The sequence below is a fragment of the Salipiger thiooxidans genome (genome assembly GCF_900102075.1).
In the GTDB taxonomy this organism is placed as follows: domain Bacteria; phylum Pseudomonadota; class Alphaproteobacteria; order Rhodobacterales; family Rhodobacteraceae; genus Salipiger; species Salipiger thiooxidans.
Window position 1 is genome coordinate 76,658 of record NZ_FNAV01000014.1, and the last position, 13,975, is coordinate 90,632.

Sequence of the window (13,975 nt, forward strand, 5' to 3'; positions counted from 1 at the left end):
CGATGAACGTACTGAAACACCACGTCCCCACCTTTCTCATCGTCCTGCTCGGCGTGCTGGGCATCGGCCTCGTGCTCTGGGCCTGGCACCTGCCGCCCTTCGACGGCGCCGAGGTCCGCACCTCGAACGCCTACGTGCGTGGGCAGGTCACCACGCTGTCGGCGCAGGGCGCGGGCGAAGTGACCGAGGTTCCGGTCTCGGATTTTGCCACCGTCGCGAAGGGCGAGGTGCTGGTGCAGCTCGACGACCGCAGCGCCCGACAGGCGCTGGCGCAGGCCGAGGCGCAGCTTGCGTCGGCACGCTCGGCGCTCGAGGCCAACACCCAGTCGATCCGCTCCGCCGAGGCGACGCTGCAATCGCGCGAGGCCTCCGCACGGGCCGCCAAGGCCGCGCTCGACACCACGCAGGCGTCCTGGACCCGGCTGCACAAGCTGCAGGAAAAGGGCGTCGTCTCGACCAGCGATGTCGAGGACGCCGACCTCGCGCTGCGTCAGGCCGAGGCTTCGCTGACCGAGGCCAGCAGCAACACCGACGTGGCGCGCGAGGCCGTGGCCTCGGCCAAGGTGCAGACCGACACGCTCAACGCGCAGATCTCGAGTGCCGAGGCCGCCGTCGCGCTGGCGCGCATCGACCTCGAGCACCGGGTGATCCGGGCGCCCTCGGACGGGCGACTGGGGCAGATCGGCGTGCGCGTCGGGCAATACGTGACCGCCGGCACCGCGCTGGTGTCGCTGGTGCCGCCGAAGGTCTGGGTCATCGCCAACGTCAAGGAGACCGAGTTTGCCGATCTCCGGCAGGGGCAGCGGGTCAGCTTCACCGTCGATGCCCTGCACGATCGCGCCTTCGCCGGGCATATCACGCAGTTCTCGCCCGCCACGGCGTCGGAATACAGCGTGCTCGGCAACTCGACCGCGACCGGCAACTTCACCAAGATCGCCCAGCGTCTGCCGGTGCGCATCGAGATCGACCCCGACCAGCCCGGCGGCGCCGAGCTTGCCCCCGGCATGTCGGTGGTACTGCACGCGCCCCGGCAGGAGTCCTGACCGGCCGGCAAGGCAGCGCCGCTCAGTCGAGCGGCACGCCCACGTGGTCCTTCAGCGTCTTGAGCACGATCTCGGAGCGCACCTGCGCTACCTGCGGGTGCGGCAGCAGCTTGAGGTGGATGAAATCGGCGAAGGCCTGAAGGTCGGCCACCCGGATGTCGAGGATGTAATCCGCATCCCCCGACACCGAGAAGGCGGCGCAGATCTGCGGATGGGTCGCCACGAAGCGGGCGAAATCGCTCTCCATGTCGGCGCCGTGGCTGCGCAGGTTTACCCGCGTCACTGCCCGGAGGCCGAAGCCCAGCCGCGCCGCGTCGAGCCGGGCGCCGTAGCCGCGGATGATCCCCGCCTTCTCGAGCGCGACGCGGCGGCGTGAGATCTGGCTGGCCGACAGGTTCACCACCTCGGCCAGCGCCGCGTTGGTGAGCGATGCGTCCTCCTGAAGTGCCGCGAGAATTGCATGGTCGAATTGATCTATGCGCATTTCGTGCACCCCTCCCCCGTTTTCACCAGAGTCTCATGCATGAAGATGCGTCCGCAAGACACATTATGCGCGCACCCTGCATCGCGGCGCTGGCATGCTGGTGCCAGACACGCATTCCACGAGGAGGAGACGCGCAATGGGACCCTTCCCGCACGACGCCCCGAAGGCCACGATCAGCGACCGCAACCCCGCCGGCACCGATGGTTTCGAATTCGTCGAGTTCGCCCACCCGGAGCCCGGGGTGCTGGACACCATCTTCCGGCAGATGGGCTTTGTGCCCGTGGCAAAACACCGAACCAAGGAGATCACGCTCTACCGGCAGGGTGACATCACCTACGTCCTGAACGCCGAGCCCGACAGCCAAGCAGCGCAGTTCGTGCGCGATCACGGCCCCTGCGCCCCGGCCATGGCCTGGCGCGTGGTCGACGCGCAGCACGCGCTGAAGCGCGCGCTGGAGCTCGGCGCCACCGAATACACCGGCGCAGGCAAGTCGCTCGACGTGCCGGCGGTCGTGGGCATCGGCGGCTCGCTGCTCTATTTCGTCGACACCTACGGCGACAAGGGCAGCTGCTACGGCGACGAGTACGACTGGCTGGGCGAGACCGACCCGCGCCCCGAGGGCTTCGGCTTCTACTACCTGGACCACCTCACCCACAACGTGATCCGCGGCAACATGGACACGTGGTACCGGTTCTACGCCGAGACCTTCAACTTCCGCGAGATCAAGTATTTCGACATCAAGGGCAAGCAGACCGGGCTGGTGAGCCGGGCCCTGACCTCGCCCGACGGCAAGATCCGCATCCCGATCAACGAGAGCACCGACGAGCATTCTCAGATCGAGGAGTACCTGCGCGAGTACAAGGGCGAAGGCATCCAGCACATCGCCATCGCGACCGAGGACATCTACGGCAGCACCGACCGCATCGCCGACGCCGGGATGGAGTTCATGCCCGCCCCGCCCGCGACCTATTACGAGATGTCGCATCGCCGGGTGAAAGGCCACGAAGAGCCGCTCGACCGGATGCAGGCGCGCGGCATCCTGATCGACGGCGAGGGTGTGGTGGATGGCGGCATGACCCGCATCCTGCTGCAAATCTTCTCGAAGACCGTGATCGGCCCGATCTTCTTCGAGTTCATCCAGCGCAAGGGCGATGACGGCTTCGGCGAGGGCAATTTCAAGGCGCTCTTCGAGTCGATCGAGGAAGACCAGATCCGCCGCGGCGTGCTGAAGAGCGAACCCGCCGAGTGATCTTGCCTGACACGGCCTGATGACCTGACAAGATGTCCTGCAAGGGGCGCCCGCGCGCCCCTTGCCCTTGCCGGAGTGCCCGATGGCCTGGACCGACTATTCCTCCGCCCCGCCCGCGGGCACCCCCGTCTGCGCCTCGTCCAAGGTGACCGGCACCCTGACGCTCGAGGTCTCGAGCGAGGCGGGCCGTTTCCCGATGATCCTCGTGCAGAGCCCCGACGGCCTGCGCGGCTACGTCAACGCCTGCCCGCACCAGTACCTGCCGCTCGACTATCGCGGCGCACAGCTTTTGTCGGCGGATGGGACCATGCTGCTTTGCACCGCGCATGGCGCCCGCTTCGACGCTTCCAGCGGCGCGGTGATCGGCGGTGCCGACTGCGGGCTCGACGCGGTGCCGCTCTGCGAGCGGAACGGCCAGATCCTGATCGGCGACTGACCCGGGCTGAGCCGGGCGCTCAGCCCACCACCCCACCCTCGCGGGCCCCCTGCATGGCCTGACCGAGACGCAGCACCTCGGCACCGCGGTCGCTGTCCCGAAGCAGCCGCACGACCTCGTCGGCGCGCTGCGGCAGGTGCAGGAAGTAGCCCTGCAGGTAGTCGACCCCGGCACGCTCCAGCACCCTGAGCTGCCCCTCGGTCTCTATCCCCCCCGCCACCACCGCCCGGCCATCCGCCTGCGCCGTCTCGACCAGCGAGTGGATGATCGAGCGCGCCGTGGCGTGGCTCTCGCAATCGCGGATCAGCGAGCGGTCGAGCTTGATGATGTCGCAATCGCTCCGCGCGAGGCTGGCGATGCACGCGTAGCACGAGCCGAAATCGTCCAGCGCCACCGTCACCCCCGCCTCGCGCAGCCGTGCGATGTTGTCGAGGACGGCCCGGCTCTGGCTCAGCGACTCGGAGTCGGTGATCTCGATGAAGAGCCGCGCGGTCGGCATGCTCCGCCCCAGCAGCTCCGCCAGCACCCGCTCGGCGAAGTCGGGGCGCTCGAACTCCCAGGGACAGATGTTCACCGAGACCGCGATCTCGGCGGGCCAGTCCGCCGCCAGTTCGATGGAGCGGTGGAGCACGTGCTCCCCGATCTCGCCCAGCAGCCCCTCGGAAGTGCCAAGCTCGATCACCTCGCGCGGATTCACCGGCCCCAGCACCGGGTGACGCCAGCGCAACAGGCTCTCCATCGCGCGGATCCGGTAGTCGCCACCCGAGACGATGGGCTGGAACTCAAGCTCGATGCCACCGTCGCGCAGTGCCGCGCGCAGATCCTCGGCCAGCCCCATGGACCGGCGTTTGCGCTGCGCCAGCCCCTCCGAGAAGAACCCCACCTGCCCACGCCGCTTGGCCTTGTTCGCCCGGAGCGCCAGCTCGGCCTCGCGCAGCAGCTCGGCGATCTCCTTTCCGCCCACCGGCCCACAGGAGGCGCCCAGGGTGCAGGTCAGCCCGAAGACCCGGCCGTCATGCACGAAGCTCTCATTGAGCACCGCCTGCATCTCGGCACCGCGGCGCTCGAAGGCACGGCGCGAGGGGAAGAGCCCGGCGAAGAGGAATTCGTCCCCGCCCTTTCGGCAGGTCACCCCGGTGGCGCCGGCGAAGGACGCCAGCCGGCAGGCCATGGTGGTGAGCAGCGCGTCGCCCACCGCGTAGCCGAAGGTGTCGTTCGACCACTTGAGATTGTCCGCGTCGACGAAGAACACCCCGAGTTGACTGTTCGATGCCCCCGCCTGCGCGCCGCCGCAAAGCGCCGCGACCCGCGTCAGGAATTCACGGTAGTTCGGCAGCCCGGTCATGGCGTCATGGCTCGCGAGCCTCTGCACCTCCGCCATCGCGGCGGCCTCGTCGGTGACATCCTTGATGTAGCCGTTGAAGTAGACGCCCTCGCGCCCCTCGAGCGTGGCGCAGCGTCCGCCGATCTCGAGCGTGCGGGGCCGCGACACGCGACCCTCGTCGCCCACCCTGAAGCAGAAGCTCTCCGGCGGCGCGGCTTTCCGGCGCGACAGTTGCGCCAGCGTACACCGGTCGGCGTCCGTCACGCCCCCGAGCCGCGACAGCTCGAGCAGGGCCGACAGGTTGCGCGGGTGGCCGGGCATGGCATCGACCCCGAGGATGCGGCGCACCGGCACGTCCGAGGTCACCAGATCGAGGTTGCCCCGGGTCTGCCAGATGCAGTTGTCGTGGCGCTCGTGATCGTTGCCGATCAGCAGGTCGAGCAGCGAGATCTGCGATTCCGCCCGCAACTTCTGCGCGTACTCGTGCGCGAAGATCCGGAGCTGCCGGTGCAGCGCCGCGGTGATCATCAGGAAGAACGAGCAGGTGATGAGCAGGAAGGGGACCGCCAGCGCTGGCAGTCCGATGAAGATCGCCGGCGGCACCGCGACCGCGAAGACCGCGACGTAGGCCAGCGCCGCGAGCGGCACCGGGTACAGCGCCAGCCCGCCGGCCGCGATGATGCCGCTGGTGAGCGCTCCGATGAAACCGATCTCCTCCAGCGAATTGTGGGAGACGAATTTGAGCAACGGATAGGTCCAGACCAGCCCGAGCAGCATCGAGAACACCACCAGCTTGCCGATGCTGCCGGCGCTGGCGGTATGCCGCTTTTGCCGCTGGTGCACGAAGCGGTGCCGGTAGGCCGCCCGCGCAATCATCAGCAGCACCAGCACGACCCACGCCATGTCGACCGAGTTCAGATGGCCAGCGCGCGCTTCAAGCAGCACATAGGAGGAAACGTTGACGAGGTTCGCGAACATCACCAGCGGCGTCAGCGAGGTGATGGCCGCAAGCTGGTGTTTCCGCAGCAGCGGCAGAAAATCGTCCGGCAGCGCCTCGGCCGAATCCAGGCCTCGCAGCACGATCCGGTCTGACCAGGCACCGAGCCTGTTATAGAGCCACTTCATGTATCTCCGACCCAGAATCCCCTGCACTCTGGACGTCAGCCTTTCTTAAACTCGGTTAACATCGCGTTAAATTCTGCCCGGCTGCGCGAATCCTTTCAGCAAATCGCGCACGCGACCCGGACCGATCAACCCTTGAGTGCGTCGATGAACAGCTCGAAATGCCTTTTGGCGAGAACCGAGGCCAGCGCCGACGAGCTGTCGCGTGGCGAGATCAGCGCCATCGTGAGATCCGGCAGCGCCGCCCCGCGCAGCGGCAGCGCCGCCAGCCCCGCCCCCGCGCCCTCGAAAGCATCGGGGCAGACCGCGATGACCCCATGGCCGCAACCCTCGCGCACCAGCTGGCGCAGCAGCTCGAGACTGTTCGAGGTCATCACCGGCGCCAGCTCGACCCCGGCCCGGGCCGCGGCGATGTCGAGCACGTCGCGCAGGTGGCTCGTGGCGTCCGGGACCAGAACGGGGCGCGAGAAGAAACGGTCGAGAGACACGCTCTTGCGGCCGTCCTCGGGCATCAGCGCGAGCACCCGGAAGGGCAGCTCGCGCAGGACCGAGACCCCCGGCAGCGGGCGCGGGCTGAAGGTCAGGCCGAAATCCGCCTCGCCCGCGATGACCATCTGCCGGACCCGGTCGGACTCGGCCACCCGAACCGAGGTGAAAATGCGGGGGTTCTCGCGGAGAAAGCCGCTCAGCGCCTGCGGCAGGAAGCTCGTGACCGCCTCCTGCGGCACCGCGATGCGCACCTCGCCCCGGCGCAGCCCCTTCAGTTCCTCGATCTCGAAGGCGGCGGCGCGCATGTCCTTTTGCCAGGCCCGCATCCGGTACATGAGCAGTTCCCCCGCCGAGGTCAGCCGCACACCGCGTGGGTGACGCTCGAACAGTGGAACACCCAGTTCCTCCTCGGCGCGGAGCAGCTGCTTGTCGATGGCCGAGGCGGAAACGTTCAGAACTTCTGCCGCACGACGGATGCTGCCGAGCCGGGAGATCTCTTCCATATAACTGAAAAACCTTGTGAAAAAGACCCGCTGCATGCCCGATCGCCCTGTTTCACCGACCTCCCGCGGGCATCTTCCCAGAGCGTTGAGAAAAATTCAACGCTGTGTTGGATTCTTGGCGTTTGTAACGGCTCCGTGACCGGGCCATCCTTCGCCGCAACGCAGCAGTCCCACTCACGGAGCCGCCCTTGCGCCTGATCGCGCCCGACTATTACGACGTCGACATCGCCGGCGAGACCACCTCGCTGCCGATGCTCCAACTCGACGACCAGCGCGCCATCGCGCTGCTCATGGACATCGACATGGGCCTCGCCTTCGCCGACCGCGTGGGCCGGGCACTGGCCGCGCGCTTCGCCGCCATGACGCCCGAGATCGTGGTCGGCAGCGCCACGCTGGGCATCCCGGTGGCGATGGAGGTGAGCCGCCACCTCGGGCTCGACAAGTACCTGATCCTGCAGAAGTCGCCGAAGTTCCACCTTGCCGACGCGCTCGAGGAGCCGGTGCGCTCGATCACCTCGGACAAGCCGCAGCGCCTGCTGCTCGACCGCCGCCAGATCCCGCTGCTGCAGGGGCGTCGCGTGGTGGTGGTCGACGATGTGATCGCCACGGGCGCCAGCATGGCCGCCGCGATGCGGCTGGTGCGCCGGGCGGGCGCCACGGTGCTCGGGGCCGGCACCATCCTGACCGAGGGCATCGCCTGGCGCGAGGCGCTGGCCGAGGACGCCGCGCTGGTGCAGCGGCTCGGGCGGATCCCGCAATTCCGCGTCGTCGACGGCGAGGCGCGCCTCGACCCCGCCAGCGTCGAGGCAGAGATGACCCGCCCGGAGCCCGTTTCGGGCTGATCTCGCCGCGCGGCAGACGGTCGGGGAGGAGGCCAGACGCCGCGCCACATCGCAACCACCGTCCCGCGTGCCATGACGGTGCCGGGTCGCAACCAGAGGGGCACCCGGCCCCCGCCTCACCGCAAACCGACAGGGATCTGACCCATGACAACCCAAACTCTCCCCAAGGACAGCGGCTCGTCGCTGTTCCCGCTCGTCCTCTCCATCGTCGCCGCTGCCGCCACCGGCGTGCTCTGGGCCTACGCCAACCCGATCCAGCTGGTGCCCGGCGTCATCCAGTGGCGAATCTTCGCCTTCCTGCCGCCGCTGATCGGCATCCTGCTCGGCTGGAAGAGCGGCTTCATCTGCGGCTATCTCGGCACCATCGTCTGGTCGCTGCTCGCGGGCACCTTCATCCCCGCGCATTCGCTGATCGTCGACGGCATCATGGTGGGGCTCACCGGGCTCGTGCCGGGGCTGCTGTTCAACCCGGCCACCACCACCTTCGACAAGTCTGCGCTGGTGCGCATCGCGCTGGTCTGCCTCGTCGTCGGCCTCGTGATGGTCGCGGCGGTTTCGGCGAGCCTCGCCTTCCTCGGCATCTTCCCGTTCTGGTGGGCGGTCGGCTACCTCGGACTCTCGGACATCGTGCCGATGCTGATCGGCACGCCGCTGCTCGTGGTGCCAGCGCTCAAGATCCTCAACGCGGCACACCCGGCGAGCTTCAAGCGCTTCTGATGCTGCTCGCCGCCGACAAACTCACGCTGGGGTTCGGCACGTCCGAACCCCTTCTCCGCGACGCGACGCTTGCGCTCGCGCCGGGCGGGCGCCTGCTGGTCTGCGGCGCCACCGGCAGTGGCAAGACGACGCTGATGATGACCCTCGCCGGCGTCATCCCGCAGATCACCCCCATCGCCCGTTACGAGGGCCGTGTCGCGCTGAACGGCGAGGACGTCGCCACGCTGCTCCGCGACGCCCTGTTCTCGCGCGTGGGCTACGTGGCGCAATCGGCCGAGGACCAGCTCTGGGATCTCTCGGTCGAGGACATCATCGCCTTCCCGCTCGAGAACCGCGCCACCCCGCGCGACGAGGTGCGGGCACGGGTCCGCTACCTCATGGAGGATCTCGAGCTCACCGAGCTTGCCGGCCGGCGGGTGCTGACCCTGTCCGGCGGAGAGCGGCGCATGGTCGTGCTCGCCGCGGCGCTGGCCTCGCGGCCCGAGCTGCTGGTGCTCGACGAACCCACCACCGGCCTCGACCCGGCGGCGCGCGAACGGCTCTGCCGGGCGCTGGAACAGGCCGCCGAGCATGTCTCGGGCGTGGTGATCGCCGAACAGGATCCCGCGCATCTGGCCCCGGTCACGCAAAGCCTTGCGCTGATCGCCGAGGGAACGCTTTCCGCCGTCACCCCGCTGGCGCCCGCGCTCGACGATGCGGCGCTCTGGACCCGCGCCGGGCTGCTGCCGCCGCGCAAGCCCTCGGGCCTGCGCCCGGCGGTGACGCCGGGTCGCGAGCTGCTCCGCGTCCGGGGCCTGCAAACCAGGCTTGCCCGCGCCTCGGGCAAGCCGGTGCTTGACGGGCTCGACCTGACGCTGCGCGCGGGCGAGGTGCTGGGCGTGATCGGCCGCAACGGCGCCGGCAAGACCACCCTGATGAAGTCGGTGCTGGGCCTGATGCCCGTCGCAGCGGGCGAGATCGCGCTCGACGGTCAGGCCGCGCAGGGCTGGACCACCGCCCGCCGCGCCCGCCACATCGCCTACGTGCCGCAATCCATGCGGCAGATCCTCTTCCACATGACCGCCGCCGAGGAGGTCGCCTTTGCCCGCTCCATGGGCGAGGGCCACGAGGATACCGAGACCGTGCTTGCCCGCTACGGGCTCGGCGGACAGGGCGAGACCAACCCCTTCGCGCTTTCGGCCCGCCAGCAGGGGCAGCTCGGCCTTGCCTGTGCCGAGGCCTCGGGCGCCGCCATTGCCATCGTCGACGAGCCGCTGCTGGCGCGCGATCTGGCCGGGCGCGCATTGCTCGAGACCTTCCTCGGGCGGATGACCTCACAGGGGCGCGCGGTGATGCTGATCTCGCATGACCTCGAGCTGGTCGACGACGTGGCCACCCGACTGGCGCTCGTGGGCGAGGGGCACATCCCCTATGACGGTCCGGTCGGCGAGGGTTGGCAGAGCCGCGCCTTCGCGGCGCTCGGCTGGCCCGCCCCCTATGGCACCGCACGGGAGTCCGCCGCATGAGCCGCCTGCACGACCTCAATTTCTTCGTGAAGCTCGGCACCGCCTTCGCGCTGATGATCGTGGCCTGGCTGGCCCCCGACTGGCGCTGGGGCATCCCCTTCGCGGCGCTGGTGCTGGCGCTTCTCTGGGTGACGCGGGTGCCCAAGCTCGGCGGCTACCTCAAGGGCGCGGGGCTGCTGACGCTCATGGTCATCGTGAGCTGGATGATCAACCTGCTGCTGCAGGGCATCGCCCCGCTCGACGCGCTGGCCATCGCCGCCAAGATGGCCGCCCGGCTGGTCGCCACCACGGCGCTCTTCTACTTCGTGATGGAGACCTCGACCCCCGGCGCAATCCTCGCCGCCTGCTCCGCCGCGCGGCTGCCGGCGGTGGCGACGCTGGTGCTGTCGCTGCTCTTCGGCATCATCCCGATGCTGCGCGACGAGTTCGAGCGCATCGCCGACGCGCAGCGCGCCCGCGGCATGGAGATTGACGACGTGAGCTTCCTCAAGAAGCTGCGTTTCGCGCTCGCCCGCGGCGTGCCGCTTCTGGTGCAGGCGATCCGCACCGCCCACGCCATCAGCTTCTCGCTGACCCTCTATGGCTTCGACCTGTCCCGCAAGCGCACGACGTGGCGCGACGTGGGCCTGATGGTAGAGCCCCGCATGACATGGAAGGACCCCATCCGATGACGGACCAAGCCGGACGCCAGACCTGGCGCGTCGATGTCGAGGGCTACCCGCTCGACCTGCCCATCGTGCCGATCAACCCCGAGTTCGCCATTTCGCTGATGATGGTCATCGACCTCGGCGTGACGTTCGGCGAGCACATAGGCAAGGAATTGGCCCGCAAGATCGCGCCGCTTCAGCCGGACATCATCGTGGGACCCGCGACGCTGGGCATTCCCGTCGCCATCGAGGTCACCCGGGCGCTCGGGCTCGACGACTACGTCGTGCTGCAGAAATCGCCCAAGCTCCACCTCGGCGACGCGCTGGTGCAGACGCTGACTTCGATCACCTCCAAGGGCGAGCAGCGCATCCTGCTCGACCGCGCGGCGATCCCACTGATCGAGGGCAAGCGCGTGGTGGTGGTCGACGACGTGGTGGCCTCGGGCTCGAGCCTCAAGGGCGCGCTGGACCTCGTGCGGCAGGCCGGCGGCAACGTGGTGGGCGCGGGCGTCATCCTCACCGAGGCGCAGGACTGGCGCGAGACGCTGGGCGCCGATGCCGAGACGCTGGTCTCGCTCGCGCATATCCCGCAGTTCGCCCCCGGTGCGGACGGGGTCTGGCAGCCGATCCCCGGCACCTGAAGGGCCCCTGCCCCGCCGCTCGCGACCATGCCGCGAAGCTGCAAGCACCTATCGGCCCGCTTCATGAATGGCCCCGGTGCCGGGCAACGGCCTGCCCGGCCCGCTCGCGCGGGATGAGTGTCCAGGCCAGCATGAAGGCGAGAATGAGCAGCGCGGCGCCGGCGATCAGCACCTCGTGACAGGCCCGCACGAAATCCTGTGTCGGGGTTCCGTCGCCCTTCGCCAGCGCCGTCACGGCAACCAGCAGCGCCAGCCCGAAGGCGAGGCTCATCTGGTGCGCCACGTTCACGAGCCCCGATGCCGCGGCCGCGTCGTCCTTGCGCGTCCTGGCGATGCCCGAGGTGGCGAGCGCGCCGGAGCCGAGCCCCGCCTGCAGCGGCGAGAAGCCGTGGGCGCCCTGCAGGAACTGCCTGGCGAAGAAAAAGACCCCCACCATCACCGCGAAGTCGAGAAAGCGCGCAGCAGCCCCCCCCGCCCTGCCACGATTCGATGTGATCACGGGCCCTGCCGCCTCTGTCCGATCCCGCGCCTCGGCCTCTTTCGGGCGCAACAAACGCGAAATGCATGACATTTCTTCAACAAGTCAGCGACTTATCCACAGCCGGTGATCCAAAGCCTGAAGCTGCGCATGGGGTCCGCTCGGCTTATGCGCGAAAAAACTGTTGTCTGGCGATGAGTTGCGTGTCATGAGTTCTGTAGTCGCAAGATTGCGAAATTCCCGCGGTTTAGCGACAAAACCCCGAAGACCCACCAAGAGGTCGCGAGAGCAGTATGGATACGACAACCGAGATTTCCGAATCCAATTCGATCGCGGCCTTCATCGCCGCAAACGCGACCCGGCTTTCGGAGGCGCTCAATCATCATATGCGCAACAGCTTTCAGCCCGAAAGCCGAAAGACGCTGCGCAAGTTTCATCCGGCCGAGGTCTCGGAGCTGACCGGCATCAGCATGTCGAACCTCCGCACCCGGCACCAGGACGGAGACTTCCCCGAGGTCGAGACCGACTCCCGCGGGCGAAGGCTCTATTCCGCCGAGGAAATCGAGCAGATCCGCCACGTCATGGCCCGCACCGGCCGCAACGGCGACGCCTATCTTCCCGGTCGGCGCGAGGACGACAAGCTGCAGATCATCTCGATCGTCAACTTCAAGGGCGGCTCGAGCAAGACCACCACCGCGATCCACCTCGCGCAACGCTATGCGCTGCGCGGTTATCGCGTTCTGGCCATCGACATGGACCCGCAGGCGAGCCTCACCACCATGTTCGGCTACCGACCCGAGATCGAATTCGCCGAAAGCGGTACGGTCTACGACGCACTGCGTTACGAGGACCCGGCACCGTTGAGCCAGGTGGTGCGGAAGACCTACTTCCACAACCTTGACCTTGCGCCAGCGGGCCTCCTGCTCTCGGAATACGAGACCGAGACCGCCTATGCGCTGCAGCACAAGATCGACCCGCCCTTCACCCAGCGGTTGGCCATCGCCCTGGACGAGATCGAGGACCGCTACGACCTCGTGATCATCGACTGCCCGCCGCAACTGGGCTTCACCACGATGACCGCCCTTCTGGCGTCGACGGGGCTTCTGATCACGGTTGTGCCCAGCATGCTCGACGTGGCATCCATGGCGCAATTCCTTGAAATGGCAGGAGAAACTGTCCGCACGCTGGAAGAGGCGACCGGCCCCATCGACTGGAACTTTCTGAAGTTCCTGGTGGCCCGCTACGAGCCCACGGACGTGCCACAGTCGCAGATGGCAGGCTTCCTGCGGTCGATCCTGCTTGACCAGGTGCTGACCACGCCGATGCTGAAATCCACCGCGATCTCGGATGCCGGCATGACCCAGCAGACGATCTACGAGCTCGATCCCGGGCAGGTGGTGAAGAAGACGCTCGACCGGATCATGGAAAGCGTCAACGGCGTCGCCGACGAATTCGAGAAGACGATCCAGCAGGCTTGGGGACGGGAGGTCGACTGATGGCACGCAGGAACCTGTTCCAGCCCCCTCCCCTGCCCTCCGCCTCGGCGCCGGAACCTGCGCCGGCCGAGAGCAAGCCGCGCTTCCCTAACACCGGCGCAATGAGCGGCGTGAAGTCGACGCTCAAGGACCTGTCGAGCAACGCCGTGCGCGAGATCGCCGTCGAGACCATCGAGGAAGGCGGCCCCAAGGACCGGCTGGCCTTCTCGGACGCGGACGTGGCGCAGCTGGCGGAGAGCATCCGGCAGCACGGCCAGCAGGTGCCCATCATGGTGCGCCCGATCACCGAGAAGCCGGGCTACTACCGCGTGGTCTACGGCCGCCGGCGCCTGCGGGCGCTGCGCACCCTCCGCATCCCCGCCAAGGCATTGGTACGCTCGCTCAGCGACGAGGAGGCGATCCTTGCGCAGGGCCAGGAGAACTCGCAGCGGCTCGACCCGAGCTTCATCGAGAAGGCGCTTTTCGCCGCCGAACTCAGCGACAGCGGCTACGAGCCCGCAGTGATCCTCGACGCGCTCGCCATCGACCGGCCGATGCTGTCGCGCATGACCAAGGTGGCGCGCACCATTCCCGAGGCAGTGGTGCAGCTCATTGGTTCGGCGCATGGCATCGGGCGCCGGCGCTGGGAAGAGCTCGCCGACAAGGTGCGCGGCCATGACGTCGATCTGAAGCAGGTCGCGGATGGGGCGGACCTTGGCGCGGTAGCGACCTCGGACGACCGCTTCGCGCGGGTGAGCGATGCCGTGACCGCGCTGCTGTCTGCAGTGCCCGAGGCCAAGACGCCCCCCTACCCTGCCCGCGCGTTCCGCCATCGTGACGGAACGCCGCTGGCCGAGGTCAAGGAAACCGCGCGCGCATTGACTTTGAAGGTGTCCAAGAGCGATCAGCCCGACTTTGCCCGCTGGCTGCGGGACAATGCGGAAGCCGAGCTGACGCGTCTCTACGAGGCATGGCGGTCGGACAAGACGTCCGGCTGACCCGACAACGAGCAGAAACCAC

Annotated in this window: 14 protein-coding genes; 10 read left to right on the forward strand and 4 right to left on the reverse strand. The window is 68.2% G+C overall.

Annotation, left to right across the window (positions count from 1 at the left end):
• Positions 1 to 2: 2 nt before the first annotated feature.
• Entirely contained in the window at positions 3 to 1,043 is a 1,041-nt protein-coding gene (locus BLQ77_RS19985; protein WP_089962447.1) for an HlyD family secretion protein, read from the forward strand.
• A gap of 22 nt (positions 1,044 to 1,065) precedes the next feature.
• Here BLQ77_RS19985 and BLQ77_RS19990 read toward each other — a convergent pair whose 3' ends face one another.
• Entirely contained in the window at positions 1,066 to 1,527 is a 462-nt protein-coding gene (locus tag BLQ77_RS19990; RefSeq protein ID WP_008887448.1) for an Lrp/AsnC family transcriptional regulator, read from the reverse strand.
• 136 nt (positions 1,528 to 1,663) lie between these two features.
• On the opposite strand from BLQ77_RS19990, the gene hppD reads away from it, so the two are divergent.
• Entirely contained in the window at positions 1,664 to 2,776 is a 1,113-nt protein-coding gene (hppD, locus tag BLQ77_RS19995) for a 4-hydroxyphenylpyruvate dioxygenase (protein WP_089962449.1), read from the forward strand.
• 82 nt (positions 2,777 to 2,858) lie between these two features.
• Entirely contained in the window at positions 2,859 to 3,212 is a 354-nt protein-coding gene (locus tag BLQ77_RS20000; protein WP_089962452.1) for a Rieske (2Fe-2S) protein, read from the forward strand.
• 19 nt (positions 3,213 to 3,231) lie between these two features.
• Here BLQ77_RS20000 and BLQ77_RS20005 read toward each other — a convergent pair whose 3' ends face one another.
• Together BLQ77_RS20005 and BLQ77_RS20010 are read right to left on the reverse strand one after the other, a co-directional pair.
• Positions 3,232 to 5,661, reverse strand: a complete 2,430-nt coding sequence (locus BLQ77_RS20005) for a putative bifunctional diguanylate cyclase/phosphodiesterase (RefSeq protein WP_089962456.1) — start codon at positions 5,659 to 5,661, stop codon at positions 3,232 to 3,234.
• A gap of 125 nt (positions 5,662 to 5,786) precedes the next feature.
• A complete protein-coding gene (locus BLQ77_RS20010; protein ID WP_242661785.1) occupies positions 5,787 to 6,650 on the reverse strand; it encodes a LysR family transcriptional regulator in 864 nt (287 codons plus the stop codon).
• 188 nt (positions 6,651 to 6,838) lie between these two features.
• Here BLQ77_RS20010 and BLQ77_RS20015 point away from each other — a divergent pair, with 188 nt between their 5' ends.
• The 5 genes from BLQ77_RS20015 to BLQ77_RS20035 all read left to right on the forward strand — a co-directional run bounded on the left by BLQ77_RS20015 (position 6,839) and on the right by BLQ77_RS20035 (position 11,002).
• The gene (locus tag BLQ77_RS20015) at positions 6,839 to 7,492 is read left to right on the forward strand and encodes a phosphoribosyltransferase family protein (RefSeq protein ID WP_089962461.1); all 654 of its coding nucleotides are present in this window, start codon (positions 6,839 to 6,841) and stop codon (positions 7,490 to 7,492) included.
• A gap of 144 nt (positions 7,493 to 7,636) precedes the next feature.
• Entirely contained in the window at positions 7,637 to 8,209 is a 573-nt protein-coding gene (locus BLQ77_RS20020) for an aminotriazole resistance protein (RefSeq protein WP_089962464.1), read from the forward strand.
• Entirely contained in the window at positions 8,209 to 9,714 is a 1,506-nt protein-coding gene (locus BLQ77_RS20025; RefSeq protein ID WP_089962467.1) for an ABC transporter ATP-binding protein, read from the forward strand. The genes BLQ77_RS20020 and BLQ77_RS20025 overlap by 1 nt, the downstream gene beginning before the upstream one ends.
• Positions 9,711 to 10,385 carry an energy-coupling factor transporter transmembrane component T family protein gene (locus BLQ77_RS20030; RefSeq protein WP_089962470.1) on the forward strand — a complete coding sequence of 225 codons (675 nt, stop codon included), beginning with the start codon at positions 9,711 to 9,713 and terminating at the stop codon, positions 10,383 to 10,385. Before BLQ77_RS20025 ends, BLQ77_RS20030 begins: the two co-directional genes overlap by 4 nt.
• Positions 10,382 to 11,002 (forward strand): phosphoribosyltransferase family protein, encoded by a 621-nt coding sequence (locus BLQ77_RS20035; protein WP_008887539.1) that lies wholly within the window; start codon positions 10,382 to 10,384, stop codon positions 11,000 to 11,002. The genes BLQ77_RS20030 and BLQ77_RS20035 overlap by 4 nt, the downstream gene beginning before the upstream one ends.
• A 61-nt stretch (positions 11,003 to 11,063) precedes the next feature.
• Here BLQ77_RS20035 and BLQ77_RS20040 read toward each other — a convergent pair whose 3' ends face one another.
• Positions 11,064 to 11,501 carry an MFS transporter gene (locus tag BLQ77_RS20040; protein WP_089962473.1) on the reverse strand — a complete coding sequence of 146 codons (438 nt, stop codon included), beginning with the start codon at positions 11,499 to 11,501 and terminating at the stop codon, positions 11,064 to 11,066.
• A gap of 272 nt (positions 11,502 to 11,773) precedes the next feature.
• On the opposite strand from BLQ77_RS20040, the gene repA reads away from it, so the two are divergent.
• Both repA and repB read left to right on the forward strand, forming a co-directional pair.
• Positions 11,774 to 12,976: a plasmid partitioning protein RepA gene (gene repA, locus BLQ77_RS20045; protein ID WP_089962475.1), complete on the forward strand. Its 1,203-nt coding sequence runs from the start codon at positions 11,774 to 11,776 to the stop codon at positions 12,974 to 12,976.
• Positions 12,976 to 13,953 (forward strand): plasmid partitioning protein RepB, encoded by a 978-nt coding sequence (gene repB / locus BLQ77_RS20050; RefSeq protein ID WP_089962477.1) that lies wholly within the window; start codon positions 12,976 to 12,978, stop codon positions 13,951 to 13,953. The genes repA and repB overlap by 1 nt, the downstream gene beginning before the upstream one ends.
• The last annotated feature ends 22 nt before the right edge of the window (positions 13,954 to 13,975 follow it).

What these genes read in the sequence shown, in the direction of transcription:
- BLQ77_RS19985 (WP_089962447.1), top strand. Translation starts at nt 3, where the DNA reads ATGAACGTACTGAAACACCACGTCCCCACCTTTCTCATCGTCCTGCTC.
- BLQ77_RS19990 (WP_008887448.1), bottom strand. Translation starts at nt 1,527, where the DNA reads ATGCGCATAGATCAATTCGACCATGCAATTCTCGCGGCACTTCAGGAG.
- hppD (WP_089962449.1), top strand. Translation starts at nt 1,664, where the DNA reads ATGGGACCCTTCCCGCACGACGCCCCGAAGGCCACGATCAGCGACCGC.
- BLQ77_RS20000 (WP_089962452.1), top strand. Translation starts at nt 2,859, where the DNA reads ATGGCCTGGACCGACTATTCCTCCGCCCCGCCCGCGGGCACCCCCGTC.
- BLQ77_RS20005 (WP_089962456.1), bottom strand. Translation starts at nt 5,661, where the DNA reads ATGAAGTGGCTCTATAACAGGCTCGGTGCCTGGTCAGACCGGATCGTG.
- BLQ77_RS20010 (WP_242661785.1), bottom strand. Translation starts at nt 6,650, where the DNA reads ATGGAAGAGATCTCCCGGCTCGGCAGCATCCGTCGTGCGGCAGAAGTT.
- BLQ77_RS20020 (WP_089962464.1), top strand. Translation starts at nt 7,637, where the DNA reads ATGACAACCCAAACTCTCCCCAAGGACAGCGGCTCGTCGCTGTTCCCG.
- BLQ77_RS20025 (WP_089962467.1), top strand. Translation starts at nt 8,209, where the DNA reads ATGCTGCTCGCCGCCGACAAACTCACGCTGGGGTTCGGCACGTCCGAA.
- BLQ77_RS20030 (WP_089962470.1), top strand. Translation starts at nt 9,711, where the DNA reads ATGAGCCGCCTGCACGACCTCAATTTCTTCGTGAAGCTCGGCACCGCC.
- BLQ77_RS20035 (WP_008887539.1), top strand. Translation starts at nt 10,382, where the DNA reads ATGACGGACCAAGCCGGACGCCAGACCTGGCGCGTCGATGTCGAGGGC.
- repA (WP_089962475.1), top strand. Translation starts at nt 11,774, where the DNA reads ATGGATACGACAACCGAGATTTCCGAATCCAATTCGATCGCGGCCTTC.
- repB (WP_089962477.1), top strand. Translation starts at nt 12,976, where the DNA reads ATGGCACGCAGGAACCTGTTCCAGCCCCCTCCCCTGCCCTCCGCCTCG.